The organism is Stenotrophomonas maltophilia (assembly GCF_023518235.1).
Taxonomy (GTDB): domain Bacteria; phylum Pseudomonadota; class Gammaproteobacteria; order Xanthomonadales; family Xanthomonadaceae; genus Stenotrophomonas.
This window is the reverse complement of record NZ_CP090423.1, coordinates 3,456,363-3,470,253: the sequence shown is the minus strand read 5'-3', so window position 1 is coordinate 3,470,253 and position 13,891 is coordinate 3,456,363. Positions and strand designations below refer to the sequence as shown.

The window sequence follows — 13,891 nt, the reverse complement described above, 5'->3', positions numbered from 1 at the left end:
ACCTACCAGAGCAGTTACAGCAGGGTGCCGTGCAGGATCAGCGCGGCGATGCTGAAATAGATCACCAGTCCGGTCACGTCCACCAGGGTGGCCACGAACGGGGCCGAGGCGCTGGCCGGGTCGAAGCCGAGGCGCTTGAGGATGAACGGCAGCATCGAGCCGGACAGCGAGCCGAAGGTAACGATGCCGACCAGTGCCGCACCGATGGTGATCGCCAGCAGGATCCAGTGTTCACCGTAGTCATGCAGGCCACCGAGCTGCCAGATCACGATGCGCACGATCGCCAGGCAGCCGAGAATCGCACCCAGCACCATGCCGGTCGGGATCTCGCGGATGGCGACCTTCCACCAGTCGCGCAGGCGCAGTTCGCGCAGCGCCAGGCTGCGGATCAGCAGCGAGGTGGCCTGCGAGCCGGAGTTGCCACCCGAACTCATGATCAACGGAATGAACAGGGTCAGCACCACCGCGCGGGCCAGTTCGTCTTCGTAGTGCTGCATCGCGCTGGCGGTCAGCATCTCGCCCAGGAACAGCACGCTCAGCCAGCCGGCACGCTTGCGCAGCATCTCGAAGAAGCCGATCTGCATGTAGGGCTTGTCCAGCGCTTCCATGCCGCCGAACTTGTGTGCGTCCTCGGTGGATTCCTCGATCAGCGCATCCAGTACGTCATCGACGGTGACGATGCCGAGCATCTGCTGCTGCGCATCGACCACCGGAATCGCCAGCAGGTCGTGGCGGCGGATCAGTCGCGCCACTTCTTCCTGGTCCATCAGCGCGTCCACCGTCACCGGCGGATTGACTTGGGCCACGTCCAGGATCGACTCCTCCGGCAGGCCGGTGATCAACCGGCGCATGGTCACCACCTGCTGCAGCTGCTGGGTAGCCGGGTCCAGCACGTAGATCGCGTACACCGTCTCACGGGTGCGCTCGACCTGGCGGATGTGCTGCAGGGTCTGCGCCACGGTCCAGCTGGCGGGCACCGCCACGTACTCGGTGGTCATCAGCGCACCGGCGGTGTTGGGCGGGTAGCTGAGCAGCTTCTGGATGGCCTGGCGGGCGTCGGTGCCGAGCAGCGGGATCAGCCGCGCGCGCTCGTCCTCGTCCAGCTCGTGGACGATGTCGGTGGCGCGGTCGTCAGCCATCAGCCCGAGCAGGGCAGCGGCGCGGGCCGGCGGCAGCACCGCCACCAGCTCGCCGCTGCGCTGCAGCTCGGGGGCTTCCAGCATCTTCACCGCACGCGGCAACGGCAGCGCCGCCAGCGTGTCGGCGGCGCGGGTCAGCTCCAGCGTATTGAGAAACTCCACCGCGTCGGCGGTGTTGCAGTTCGCCAGCGGTGCGGCCAGGGCAGCGGCATCGGCCACCGGGCGCAGCAATTGCTTCTGGTTCATCGGTTGTGCCTTGTGGGGGTGCGACCTCGCGCAACGCCAACGCAGGCAAACCGTCCCGATGTCAGGCGGTGGCCATCGCTGGCGTCGAACGAGGTCGACTTCTACTGTCGCTGGACATGGGTTGGGGACTCCGGGATGGGTGTACTGCCTGACACGCTCGACAACGGCGGGGCCGGCAGCGGCGGGCAGTCTGGACCTGCCGGCACGCCCGGTCAACCCTGGCCCGGGCGGCCGGCCAGGCGCCCCTGGGGTCAGGGCCGCTTGCTGCGCGAGGGGATGCGACCCCCGGCATGCGCGCATAATGAAGGGGCGGCCTGCACGGCCGCGCTCCCCCGGACGAACGCAGCACAGGCCCCCGCGATGACCAGGTATTCCCATGCATAGCGGTGGTCTGGAACTGGCTCTGGTGCTGCTGCTGGCGGCGGTGATCGCCGTGCCGGTGTTCAAGAAATTCGGCTTCGGCGCGGTGCTGGGCTATCTGGCCGCTGGCGTGGTGCTGGGGCCGGACGGGCTGGGCTTCGTGCAGGACGCCGACCGCATCCTTGGCGCGGCCGAAATCGGCGTGGTGATGCTGCTGTTCGTGATCGGCCTGGAACTATCGCCGGCACGCCTGAAGGTGATGCGGCGCTCGGTATTTGGTGCCGGTGCGGCGCAGGTGGCGCTGTCCGGGCTGGTGCTGGGCGGCCTGCTGCTGCTCGACCATTTCCAATGGAAGAGCGCGCTTGTGGTAGGCGTAGCGCTGGCCCTGTCGTCCACCGCGGTCGGCCTGCAGCTGCTGTCCGAACACAAGGCGATCAACAGCGACCATGGCCGCCTCGGCTTCGCCATCCTGCTGTTCCAGGACCTGATCGCGATCCCCCTGCTGGCGGCCATCCCGCTGCTGGGCGGGGTGAAGAACGAGACCCTGCGCTGGGAGGACGCGGCAGTGGCGCTGGGCGCGCTTGCGGTGGTGATCCTGTGCGGGCGGCCGGTGCTGCGCCGGGTGTTCAGCACCATCGCGCGTACCCGCAGCCCCGAGGTGTTCACCGCCACCGCGCTGCTGGTGGTGCTGGGCACCGCCTGGTTCATGCAGGAGGCCGGCCTCAGCCCCAGCCTCGGCGCGTTCCTGGCCGGCGTGCTGCTGTCCGACTCGGAGTTCCGGCACGAGCTGGAATCGCAGATCGAACCGTTCAAGGGCCTGCTGCTGGGCCTGTTCTTCATCGCGGTGGGGATGGGCATCGACCTGGACCGCATCGCCGCCGAACCGTGGATGATCGCCGGAGGCGTCGGCATCCTGCTGGTGGTCAAGTTCGGCCTGCTGTACGCGGTCGGCCGCGTCGCCCGGCTCAGTTCGCGGCAGTCGCTGCTGCTGGGCAGCGTGCTGTGGCTGGGCGGTGAGTTCGCGTTCGTGGTGTTCAACGAGGCGCAGCGCGCGCACCTGCTGGGCAACGCCAACCACGACCGGCTGGTGGCCATCGTCGGCCTGTCGATGGCGATCACGCCGCTGTTGATGATCGCGCTGCTGAAACTGCTCGGCCAGGAGAAGGCCGCGCCGCGCGAGCCGGCCGACGCCGACAAGGTGGCGCCGGACAACCGGCCCAAGGTGCTGATCGCCGGCATGGGCCGCTTCGGCCAGGTGATCGCGCGCCTGCTGACCGCGCAGAAGGTGCCATTCGTGGCGCTGGAGGCGAACCCGGACACCGTGGCCGACCTGCGTCGCTTCGGCAACCAGCTGTACTACGGCGACCCGACCCGGCCGGAGATGCTGCGTGCGGCCGGCGGCGAGCACATCGACGTGTTCGTGATCACCGTCGATGACCCGGAAACCAACCTGCGTGCGGTGCGCATGGTGCGCCGGCTGTACCCGGACGCGACGGTGCTGGCGCGTGCGCGCAACCGCCAGCATGCGTGGCGATTGATGGACATGTCGGCCGAGCCGTTCCGCGAAGTGTTCGGCACCAGCCTGGAGATGAGCGGGCGCGTGCTGACCGCACTGGGTATTGCGCCGAACGTGGCCGAGCGCCACGTGCAGCGTTTCCGCGAGCACGACGAACAGCTGCTGCGCGACCAGTACCTGGTCTACGACGACGAGGCGGCGGTGATCCAGACCTCGCGTGATGCACGCAACGACCTGATGCACCTGTTCGAGGCCGACGCGGAAAGCGACGACAACAAGGAGCGCTGACGGCACCCATCCGATGGATGACGGACCCGGTAGTGCCGGCCGCTGGCCGGCAACCTGGGGATTGCGCGGGTTTCGTGAAGTTGCCGGCCAGCGGCCGGCACTACTCTCTCTGCTGGATCAGCCGTTGTCGCGCAGGAACCGGGCCATCGACGAGACGCCCGGCACACGCGGTTCAAACTCGCCGGCCACATCGATGAAACCACGCATCACCGCGATCTCGCGCGGGCTGCGGTTGAGGCTGTCGCGCACTTCCGGATCGGCACCGGCGCGCAGCAGGCGCTGCACCAGCAGCGGCAGGCCATGCAGGGCGGCCAGGTGCAGTGGGCCGAAGCCACGCGGATCACGTACCTCCAGGCTCACCTCTTCATCGAGCAGGCGCTCCACCGCCGCCATCACCACCTGCTCATCGCAGGCGGTGCCCGGTTCGGCGCGCGCGCCCAGCAGCAGCAGCAACGGCGTGACCGAACCGGCGGCGGCCTGGTCCGGTTCGGCACCGGCCAGCAACAGGGTGTCGAGCAAGGCGAGCAGGCGCGAGCGGTCACGGGCACTGAAGCCGTACAGCGCGGCGCAGTGCAACGGGCCCAGCTGCTGCGCATCGCCGGCATGCACGTCGGCACCGGCGGTCAGCAGGCGCGCAACGATGTCCGGCAGGCCCAGCGCCGAGGCCAGCATCAGCACGGTCACCCCACCCGGCAGGCGGTGTTCCAGTTTGGCGCCGGCGTCGAGCAGGGCCGAGACGATATCCACCTGGCGCATGCTGACCGCCGCCGACAGCGGCGTGGCACCACTGGCCGCCGCGTGCTGCGGATCGGCACCGCGTGCCAGCAGCAGGTCGGTCACCGCCAGATGGCCACCGCCGGCCGCGCGCAGCAGCGCGGTGCAGCCCTGCGCATCGACGGCATCGACGGCGAAGCCCAGATCGATCAGGCGGCGCACTGCATCGACGTCACCGGCCATTGCGGCAGCCGGCAGATCGGCCTCGCGCAGGGTGCGGCGCGGCAACGGCCACACCCGCCAGTCCAGCCAGTCGGCCAGATCGCGGCGGCCAATCGACAGCGCCACACCCAGTGGCGTCTGGCCATCGGCGGCGCGGGCTTCCGGCGAGGCACCGTGCTGCACCAGCAGCTTCAGCGCGCCTTCGCGGGCCAGCGCGGTGGCCAGATGTAGCGCGGTCATGCCGTGGCTGTCGCGCGCCTCGCGATCGACACCGGCCTTGAGCAGTGCCTGCTGCAGGCGCAGCCAACCCAGGCGCACCGCCAGCGACAGCGGCGGATCACCGGCCGGCGAGGCCGCGAACGGGTCGGCGCCGCGTTCCAGCAATTCCAGCGCCAGCTGTTCCAGGCCACGCGCCGCCTGATCATGCTGCGCGCAGGCGGCGAGGAAGCGCGCAAGGCCACCGCGACCGGCCGGCGACAGGCCACGCTGCAGCATCACCTGCAGCGCCGGCACGGCATCGATACCGCGCGAGAGCAGCGCGAACATCGGCGTGTCCGAGCAGGCATCACGTACGTAGGGATCGGCACCGTGGGCCAGCAGCCAGTCGACCGCGCGCGGCTCCAGCGCCAGTTCCGGATCGAGCAGCAGCCCGCCCAGTTCTTCCGGCTGGCACAGCTTGGCCAGTGCGGCCATGCCGTCGGTGTTGCCGAAGCCCAGCGCTTCGCGCAGCAGGGTCAGCGGCGGGCGGTCCGGCAACAGGCCACTGGCAGCGGCCGCGTCGCCGCGCTCGGCCAGGCCGTCGCTGACCGCAGCCGGCAACGGATAGGACGGATCCAGCAACGCGACGATCGCCCAGCGGCCCGCTTCGGCGGCGTAGTCCACCGCCCGGCGGCCGACCGGATCGGCGGCGTCGGCGGCGATGCCCAGTTCCACCAGGCGCTTGATCAGCAACGGCGAAACATCCTCGGCCATCGCGGCCAGCTGCACGGCATTGCGGCCCTCGCCATCGACCGCGACCAGGTCGGGCTTGTGTGGCAGCAGATGTTCGACCACGGCGGCGCGGCCGGCGCGGGCGGCTTCCAGCCACGGCGTGCGGCCCAGCGCATCGCGCGCTTCCAGATTGGCGCCGGCGCCGAGCAGCACGCCGATGATTTCAACGTGGCCGGCCAATGCTGCCTCGTGCAGCGCGCTGCGGCGCTGGCGGTCGCGAGCGTCGGCGCGTGCCTTGTGCTTGAGCAGCAGCTGTACGCCGGCCGGGTCATCGTCTTCGGTGGCCGCGGCGGCGAGCAGTACCGGGGTACCGTCGGCCGGCTCGCTGCGGGCACCACGTTCAAGCAGGAAGCGCGCCAGGCGCCAGTTGCCGACCTGGCAGGCCACCGCCAACGGCGACCAGCCATCGTGGTTCAGTGCATCGACTTCGGCAGCGGCATCGCGCAGCAGCGCGGCCACGCCCGGGTCGGAACTGCGTGCGGCATGGTGCAACGGGGTGTTGCCATCGCTGTCGACGGCGCGCGAATCGGCGCCGTTGGCGAGCAGGGTCATCACCGCCTCGGGGCGGCCATGCCAGCTGTCACGGGTGGCTGCCAGCAGCGGTGTCATGCCACGGTGCGGCGCATTCACATCGACGCCGCGGGCGATCAGTTCGCGCAGCAGGCGCAGGTCCGGCAGCACGGCCGCCAACACCGCCAGGCTGCGCTGGTCGCGCCAGTTCGGGTCGGGCAACGCATAGGGATCGGCACCGGCCTGCAGCAACTGCAGGCCGCGATCGATGCGGCCATGGCGGGCGGCCTCGTACAGCGCCGGCGTCAGTTCCTGCGGTGCCAGTGCTTCCAGCGGCGCGGTTTCGGCCGCTGCGGAGAACAGCGGTTCGTGCTCGTTGCTGGACGTGGCCAGCGCGCCCGGACGCAGCGAGACCAACGGCGCAGGCGCGACCCGCTGCAACAGCAGATGCAGCAGCGGCGACAGCAGCACCACCGCCAGCGCGGCCGGCCAACGTGCGCCTTCCGGCAGCAGGCCCGGCCATGCCGGCAACACCACCAGCGCGGCCAGTGCGATCACCAGCGCCGCCACACCGAGGCCGCGCCAGGCGGTCAGGTCGCGCCCGGCCAGCGCCTGCCAATGCTGGGCCAGGCTGCCATCCAGGCGTTCGACATCGTTCCACAGCGGCCAGGTGCGCCAGGCCGCCAGCAGGCCGGCACTGACCAGCACGCTCAGGCCCAGCACGGCGGCCAGGCTGCCGCTGTCACGCAGCGCCGCCAGCGGCCAGGCCAGCAACAGTGCCAGCAACACCGGCGCGGCCGACCACAGCGCCAGCAGCGCCGGCAGGTCCTGGCGTGCCACCGCCTTCAGCGGCAGCAGCGCGCGGCTGCGCCGCCACCACGAAACGCCCAGCGCGAACGCCGGCTGTGACAACGCGGCCAGGATCGCCCCGGCAATGCCGCCCACGGCGGCACCCAGCGCCAGCACGGCGCCCACGGCGAAGGCGATCGACAGGGCGCGCGGACGGGAGAGGTCAGTCATAGTGGCGCGGCATCAGGCTGGCCACCGACGGCGGCACCTGCAGATAGAAGCCACGCTCGCTCATTTCGCTGCGCACCTTGTCCGGGTCAGCCTGGGCCAGGCGGCGCTGGGCATCCAGGGCCACATCCAGGACGAAGGTGAGCGTGCCCAGCGAGCGGAGCAGCGGCGAAGGCAGCGCGCTGAAATCATCGCGTCGGGGAACGTAGACGTAGGTGTCCGGCTTGAGTTGGCTTTTATAGACGTAGGCGTGCATGTCCACGGGACGATAACCCGGGAAGAGCCGTGATTGTGTCGGAAAGCCGACACCGGGGAAAGCCGTCAGCCGAGGATGGCGGCGCGATCGACGGTGTTTCCCCGGCAGGGTTCAGCAATGTGGCGGCGGCGTTCAGGCAACGCCACGCGCTCAGTTGGCCGCGATCTCTTCGGTCATCAGCGGATCGAGCGTGGGGTTTTCCAGCCAGCGCGCCACATCGCCGCCCAGTGCCTCGGCCACCCGCTTCAGGGTGGTGCAGGCGCGGAAGGTGAAGGGCCGGCTGGTGGTGCGCTTGAAACTGAAATTGCCGACCACGCGGCCATCTTCCTTCAGTTCGCCATAGATGCGCCCCCACTTCGGCCCTGAAATGGCGCCCCCGCCGGCGGCGTGCGCCTTGGTCACAACGATGTCCAGGCGGCGTCCAGCGTCTTCGCCGGGTGCGGCAACCACCACCCGGCCACCGGCATGGCGCACGATGCTGCTGCTCAGGTCGCGGCCGAATTCGCATTCCTGCCGGATCAGCTCGCCGCCGACCTCGGCCCGGTACGGTACCTCGGCGGCAATGCGGATGGGTGTTGCATCGGCGGCGTGCGCGGACCGTGCAGGCACGCAGCAGAAAGCCGCGGCAAGGGCCGCGACGAGCATCGATTTCATGGTGTCCCCCTGTGGACGGCATCCCCGACCGGCGGTCGGGGATGGCGATGGCTTACTTGACCTTGGCGTAGGTGCCCTTCAGCGCCACACCGGCGACAAAGGTGCCGGCCCAGCACTCATAGTTGGTGCTGCTCTTGAACTCGTTCTTCTTGTAGTAGCTGACGATGTCGACCACGGCGTTGGCGCCGCGCGACCTGGCGCCATCCTGCAGCGCGCGCAGCGCCGACAGCGCGACCCAGCGGCAGGCCTCGGCATCGCTCTTGTTGGCGGCGTTGGTCTTCTTGTTGGTCACGTCTTCGCCCAGGCGCTGCTGCACGCTGACCGGCTGGCCGGCCAGGTAGAAGCGCACGCTGCCGTCGATGCCGGCGTCCTTGGCGGCCTGCGAGCTGACCAGTTCCTGCAGGGACTGCTCGACGCGGGTATCGCGTGCGGAGGCGGTGGAGCTCAGGGCCAGCAGCGCGGTGGCAGCGGCGATCATCAGGGTACGGCGCATCGAAACATCTCCTTGTCGAGGGTGCGGGGTAACGGGAACGGTGCGGTGACGCGGTGGATCATTCGCGCCAGCGGCGGAACACCAGCGAGGTGTTGATGCCGCCGAAGGCGAAATTGTTGCTCATCACGTACTCGGCCTGCAGTTCGCGGCCCGGGCCGGTGATGAAGTCCAGCTGGCCGCAGCGCGGGTCGACCTCGGCCAGGTTCAGCGTGGGCGCAAACCAGCCGGCACGCATCATCTCGATGCTCAGCCAGGCCTCGAACGCACCACAGGCGCCGAGCATGTGGCCGACATAGCTCTTCAGCGAGCTGATCGGCACGCGGCTGCCGAACACCTGCGCGGTGGCCTGGGTCTCGGCGATGTCGCCGTGGTCGGTGGCCGTACCGTGGGCGTTGACGTAGTCGATCTGCGCCGCATCCAGGCCGGCATCTTCCAGCGCCAGGCGCATCGCCTGGGCCATGGTGTCGGCGCTGGGCTGGGTGACGTGCTGGCCATCGCTGTTGGTGCCGTAGCCGACCACCTCGGCGAGAATGGTGGCGCCGCGCGCCTGTGCATGTTCCAGGTCTTCCAGGATCAGCGTGCAGGCGCCTTCGCCCAGCACCAGGCCATCGCGGTCGGCATCGAACGGGCGCGGCGTGCTCTGCGGTGCATCGTTGCGCACGCTGGTGGCGAACAGGGTGTCGAACACCGCCGCAGCGGTGGCATCGAGCTGCTCGGCGCCACCGGCCACCATCACCGTCTGCTTGCCGCTGCGGATCGCTTCATAGGCCGCGCCCACGCCCTGGCTGCCCGAGGTGCAGGCGCTGGAGGTGGTGTAGACACGCCCGGACAGGCCGAAGAACACGCCGATGTTGACCGGCGCGGTATGGCTCATCATCTTCAGGTAGGTGGTGGCGCTGATGCCCTCGGTGGTGAACTCGTTGAGCATGCGCCCGAATTCGCCGGTGGCCTCGTCGCTGCCGGATGAGGAACCGTAGGCCACGCCGGTACGACCACTGCGCAGCACCGGATGTTCGTGCAGGCCGGCCTCGCGCAACGCCACTTCGGTGGCGCGCACCGACATGATCGCGACCTTGCCCATCGAACGGGTGGTCTTGCGGTTGTAGTTGGGTGGCAGTTCAAAGTCCTGTGCCGGTGCGGCCAGCTTGGTGTTCAGCCCGGCATAGACGTCCCATTCGGGCATCGCGCGCACCGCGTTGCGGCAGCTGCGCAGGTGCGCCTCGATGGTCGGCCAGTCATGGCCAAGCGGACTGATCGCGGACGCACCGGTCACCACCACGCGACGATCGGCGGCCATCAGAGCATGCCTCCATTCACCGAGATCACCTGGCGGGTGATGTAGCCGGCCGGTTCGGACAGCAGGAACGCCACCGTGGCCGCCACTTCGTCGGGACGGCCGACGCGGCCGGCGGGAATCAGCTTGAGCGCGTGTTCAACCACTTCGTCGTTGAGCATTTCGGTCTCGATCAGGCCCGGGGCCACGCAGTTGACGGTGATCTGGCGGCTGGCCAGTTCCAGCGCCAGCGCCTTGGTGGCACCGATGATGCCGGCCTTGGCGGCGCTGTAGTTGACCTGCCCGCGGTTGCCGGCCAGGCCGGACACCGACGACAGGGTGACGATGCGGCCCGGCTTGCGCCGCCGCACCATCGGCATGATCAACGGGTGCAGCACGTTGTAGAAGCCATCCAGATTGGTGTGGATGACCTGGTCCCAATCGTCCGCCGACAGTGCCGGGAAGGCGCCATCGCGGGCGATGCCGGCATTGCAGACCACGCCGTAGTACGCGCCGTGCGCTTCCACATCGGCCTCCAGCGCGGCGCGTGCGGCCTCGCGGTCGGCCACGTCGAAAACCAGCACGCGGGCCTGCGGGCCCAGTGCCTGGATCTCGGCCACCACGGCCTGTGCCTCGTCCACGCGACTGCGGCAATGCACCACCACGTCGAAGCCATCACGCGCGATGCGCAGCGCGATGGCCCGGCCGATGCCCCGGCTGGCGCCGGTCACCAGCACGCTTCGATTCCCTGTCATGCCTGTCCACTCTCCAGATAGGCCATCGCGTCGGCCGGTTCGAACACCGACACGTTGGCTGTCGCCCATTCGTCCTCGCCTGCCAGGATGCGGCAGGCGAACATCCCCAATCCATTGTCACCCAACAGCTCGCAGCGCGCCTGTACGCGCAGGCGGGTGCCACTGGGGAAGCCACTGCGCGGGCTGCTGTAGCGGCGGCTGCCGAGCAGGAAACCGAGCTGCGGCGGCTTGCCGGCCGCGCGTGCACGGCAGCCGGCCCAGGCCGCGATGGCCTGCGCCATGTATTCGATGCCAACCCACGCCGGCACCTGGCCGTCCTCGACGAACAGGCCGGCCTCGGGCACCACCAGTTCGGCCTCGATGGCGTCCTGGTCCCACTGGGTGATGCGCTCCAGCAGGCACATGTCCTGGCGGTGCGGCACCACTTCTTCGATTGCGTACAGCGTGTTCATCGACGCTCCAGCGCCAGCACGGCATTGCTGCCGCCGAAGGCGAACGAATTGCTCAGCACCCTTCGCGGCGGCTGCGCCAGGCGGGTATCGGGCGCGACCAGCGGCAGCACCGGCAGCGCCGGATCGGCCACACCGTCCCACCAGTGCGGCGGCAACTGCTGCTGCGGATTCTCGGCCAGCAGGATCCAGCACAGCGCAGCTTCGATCGCACCCGAGGCACCCAGCGTGTGCCCGGTCAGCGGCTTGGTCGAGCTGGCCGGCACACCCGTGCCAAGTACCTGCGAGACCGCCAGGCTTTCCATCGCATCGTTGTGGCCGGTGGCGGTGCCATGCAGGTTCACGTAGTCCACTTCACCAGCCGCCCAGCCGGCGCGCTGCAGCGCCTGCTGCAGGGCGTCGATGGCACCCAGCCCCTGCGGGTCGGGCGCGGACATGTGGTGGGCATCGGCCGATTCGCCCCACCCGGCCAGGCACACCGGGCCCGGCTCGCGGGTGAGCAGGAACAGTGCCGCGCCTTCGCCAATATTGATGCCGGCGCGGTGCTGCGAGAACGGATTGCAGCGCGACGCCGACACCGATTCCAGCGCGCTGAAGCCGGCCACGGTGAAGCGGCACAACGAGTCGGCACCGCCGGCGATGACCGCATCGACGATGCCGGCGCGCAGCATGCGCGCAGCCGACATCAGCGCCTTGGCACTGGAAGAGCAGGCGGTGGACAGGGTCCAGGCTGGGCCTTGGGCGCCACTACGCTGGCGCACGAACTGCGCGGCGGTGCCCATTTCCTGCTGGGCGTAGTCGAAGCCCTGCGGCCACAGTCCCTGTTCGGCGTGGGTGCGCAGGGCCTGCTCGGATTCACCGATGCCCGAAGTGCTGGTGCCCAGCACCACTGCCACACGCTCGGCACCGTGGCGGGCGATGGCGGCGCTCACCGCCGGCGCGATCTGCGCCAGTGCCACCTCCAGCAGCGCGTTGTTGCGCCCGCGCAGGGCGACCGGCAGATCCTCCAGCGCCGGCAGCGGCGTGCGTACTTCGCCCAGCGCCAGGGTGCGCCCCGGCAGCAGGTGGTCGTTGTCGCTGAGCCCGCCCGGTGCATCGGCGAACAGCGCCGACGCCACCGCGGCACGGCCTTCGCCAATCGCGCAGACCACGCCCAGGTCGTTCAGGTAGATCGGTGCACTCATCGGTCCTGCCCGGCCATGTCGATCGATTCGATGCGCAGCGCATAGCCTTCGGCGCGGTTGTCCAGCTGTACGCTGCCATCGTCCAGGCGCTGCAGCTGCAACCACACCACGCCATCGCGCGACAGGCTGCGCTGCTGGCCGTCATCGCTGACCTGCCAGCCGGCCGGTATCGCGGCGGCGATGGCGGCGGTCGGCCACAGCGCGAACTGCAGGTCGTCCAGCACACGCTCGGCGCGCACCTGCGGCGGCAGCCACGGCGCGCGCTGCTGGGTCAGCCGCTGGCCATCCCACTGCAGGCGCACGCCGGTCTGGCCCATCGCCTGCACGGCCAGCTGCACCTGCTGTGCATCGGCTTCCAGCAGCGCATCGAGGTCGCGTTCATGGCTGCCGAAACGGAAATGCAGCTGCTGCTGCAACGCCAGCGGCGCCGGCAGGCTGGCCGGCGACAGGCGCAGCGGCGGCAGTTCCACCTGCGGCTTGGGCATGCGGCCAGCACAGGCGGCCAGCAGCAGGCACAGCAGCAGGGCCACGGTGCGGACGATCACGCGCTGCACAGTTGCTCCAGCACGCGCATGCGGCGGCCACTTTCGTCGGCCACATACGGGTTGTTGGTGTCCCAGGCGTATCCGGCCAGGATGGAACTGATCATGTTGCGCACTTCCGGCTGCTGCTGCGGGTGGTAGATGATCTTCTGGAAGCCGCCCTGGTACCAGCTTTCCACGAAGCGGCGGAAGGTCTTCACGCCCGCGCGCAGCGGCCTGGAGAACTCCGCCTCCCAGTCCACGGTTTCACCGGCGTAGCGGCGCTTGAGGCAGTCGCTGGCCAGCTGCGCAGACTTGAAGGCGATGGTGACGCCGGAGGAGAACACCGGATCGAGGAACTCGCCGGCGTTGCCCAGCAGCGCATAGCCCGGGCCCCACAGCGAGCTGACATTGGCCGAGTAGCCGGTGATGCGGCGCACCGGCAGCACCGCCCATTCGGCATTGGCCAGCAGCCCGGTCAGGTTCGGGTCCTCGCCGACGATGGCCTGCAGCTTCTGCAGATCGTCGCCTTCGTAGCGTTCGAAGAACGACGGCTCGGCGACCACGCCCAGCGAGCAGCAGCCGTTGGAGAACGGGATCGTCCAGTACCAGACGTCGATGTGCTCGGGGTGGGTGGTGATCAGGATCTTGTTGCGGTCGAAGTCCGCTTCGGCCGGAATGTTGTCGCGCACGTGGCAGAAGATCGCGCCGCGCACCGGGAAGTTGGACGGCGACTCCAGCTGCAGCAGGCGCGGCAGCAGGCGTGCGAAGCCGGAGGCATCGAGGATGAAGTCGGCTTCGATGCGGTACTCGCTGCCATCCGGTCGGCGCACGTTCACCGCCGGCTGTTCACCGGGTTCGACCGACAGCACTTCATCGCCGAAGCGCAGCGTGGCGCCCATGCGCTCGGCACCGCGTGCCAGTACGTTGTCGAAGTCGGCGCGCTGCACCTGGTAAGTGGTGCCCCAGCCGGGCGAGAACTTCTTCCTGAAATCGAACGCGGTGCGTGCCTCGCCGTGCACGAAGGCGGCACCGTTCTTGTACTGGAAACCGGCCTCGACCACGTCCTGCAGCAGCCCGGCCGCTTCGATGTACTCCATGCTCTGCGGCAGCAGGCTTTCGCCGATTGAGAAGCGCGGGAACTGCTGGCGCTCCAGCATCAGCACCTGGCGGCCCTGCTGGCGCAGCATCGCCGCGGCGACGGAGCCGGCCGGGCCCGCGCCGATGATCAGGATTTCAGTGCGTTCGACAGCATCCACAGCAGTACTCATCGGGGCGTCCTTGTTGCTCGATCAGAGGAAGAG

General features: G+C 69.4%; 12 protein-coding genes. 1 reads left to right on the top strand and 11 read right to left on the bottom strand.

The window, feature by feature from the left end; translation table 11 throughout:
- Nucleotides 1-14: 14 nt before the first annotated feature.
- A complete protein-coding gene (gene mgtE / locus LZ605_RS16210) occupies nt 15-1,385 on the bottom strand; it encodes a magnesium transporter (RefSeq protein WP_249842484.1) in 1,371 nt (456 codons plus the stop codon).
- Nucleotides 1,386-1,761: 376 nt separating this feature from the next.
- Here mgtE and LZ605_RS16205 point away from each other — a divergent pair, with 376 nt between their 5' ends.
- Nucleotides 1,762-3,549, top strand: a complete 1,788-nt coding sequence (locus LZ605_RS16205) for a monovalent cation:proton antiporter-2 (CPA2) family protein (RefSeq protein ID WP_249842483.1) — start codon at nt 1,762-1,764, stop codon at nt 3,547-3,549.
- 117 nt (nt 3,550-3,666) lie between these two features.
- On the opposite strand, the gene LZ605_RS16200 is transcribed toward LZ605_RS16205, so the two are convergent.
- From LZ605_RS16200 to LZ605_RS16155, 10 genes are all read right to left on the bottom strand, one after another.
- Nucleotides 3,667-7,005, bottom strand: coding sequence for an ankyrin repeat domain-containing protein (locus LZ605_RS16200; protein WP_249842482.1), 3,339 nt, complete (start codon nt 7,003-7,005; stop codon nt 3,667-3,669).
- Nucleotides 6,998-7,258 carry a YcgL domain-containing protein gene (locus LZ605_RS16195; protein ID WP_249844935.1) on the bottom strand — a complete coding sequence of 87 codons (261 nt, stop codon included), beginning with the start codon at nt 7,256-7,258 and terminating at the stop codon, nt 6,998-7,000. The genes LZ605_RS16200 and LZ605_RS16195 overlap by 8 nt, the downstream gene beginning before the upstream one ends.
- A gap of 150 nt (nt 7,259-7,408) precedes the next feature.
- Nucleotides 7,409-7,912, bottom strand: a complete 504-nt coding sequence (locus tag LZ605_RS16190) for a hypothetical protein (RefSeq protein ID WP_249842481.1) — start codon at nt 7,910-7,912, stop codon at nt 7,409-7,411.
- A gap of 52 nt (nt 7,913-7,964) precedes the next feature.
- Entirely contained in the window at nt 7,965-8,405 is a 441-nt protein-coding gene (locus tag LZ605_RS16185) for an excinuclease ATPase subunit (RefSeq protein WP_249842480.1), read from the bottom strand.
- 58 nt (nt 8,406-8,463) lie between these two features.
- A complete protein-coding gene (locus LZ605_RS16180; protein ID WP_249842479.1) occupies nt 8,464-9,702 on the bottom strand; it encodes a beta-ketoacyl-ACP synthase in 1,239 nt (412 codons plus the stop codon).
- Nucleotides 9,702-10,433 carry a 3-ketoacyl-ACP reductase FabG2 gene (locus LZ605_RS16175; protein ID WP_107232605.1) on the bottom strand — a complete coding sequence of 244 codons (732 nt, stop codon included), beginning with the start codon at nt 10,431-10,433 and terminating at the stop codon, nt 9,702-9,704. Before LZ605_RS16175 ends, LZ605_RS16180 begins: the two co-directional genes overlap by 1 nt.
- Nucleotides 10,430-10,885 carry a hotdog family protein gene (locus tag LZ605_RS16170; protein ID WP_107232606.1) on the bottom strand — a complete coding sequence of 152 codons (456 nt, stop codon included), beginning with the start codon at nt 10,883-10,885 and terminating at the stop codon, nt 10,430-10,432. The genes LZ605_RS16175 and LZ605_RS16170 overlap by 4 nt, the downstream gene beginning before the upstream one ends.
- The gene (locus LZ605_RS16165; RefSeq protein WP_249842478.1) at nt 10,882-12,066 is read right to left on the bottom strand and encodes a beta-ketoacyl-[acyl-carrier-protein] synthase family protein; all 1,185 of its coding nucleotides are present in this window, start codon (nt 12,064-12,066) and stop codon (nt 10,882-10,884) included. The genes LZ605_RS16170 and LZ605_RS16165 overlap by 4 nt, the downstream gene beginning before the upstream one ends.
- A complete protein-coding gene (locus LZ605_RS16160) occupies nt 12,063-12,620 on the bottom strand; it encodes a DUF3261 domain-containing protein (RefSeq protein WP_279920145.1) in 558 nt (185 codons plus the stop codon). The genes LZ605_RS16165 and LZ605_RS16160 overlap by 4 nt, the downstream gene beginning before the upstream one ends.
- Nucleotides 12,608-13,858, bottom strand: coding sequence for an NAD(P)/FAD-dependent oxidoreductase (locus LZ605_RS16155; protein ID WP_249842476.1), 1,251 nt, complete (start codon nt 13,856-13,858; stop codon nt 12,608-12,610). Before LZ605_RS16155 ends, LZ605_RS16160 begins: the two co-directional genes overlap by 13 nt.
- Nucleotides 13,859-13,891 lie beyond the last annotated feature (33 nt).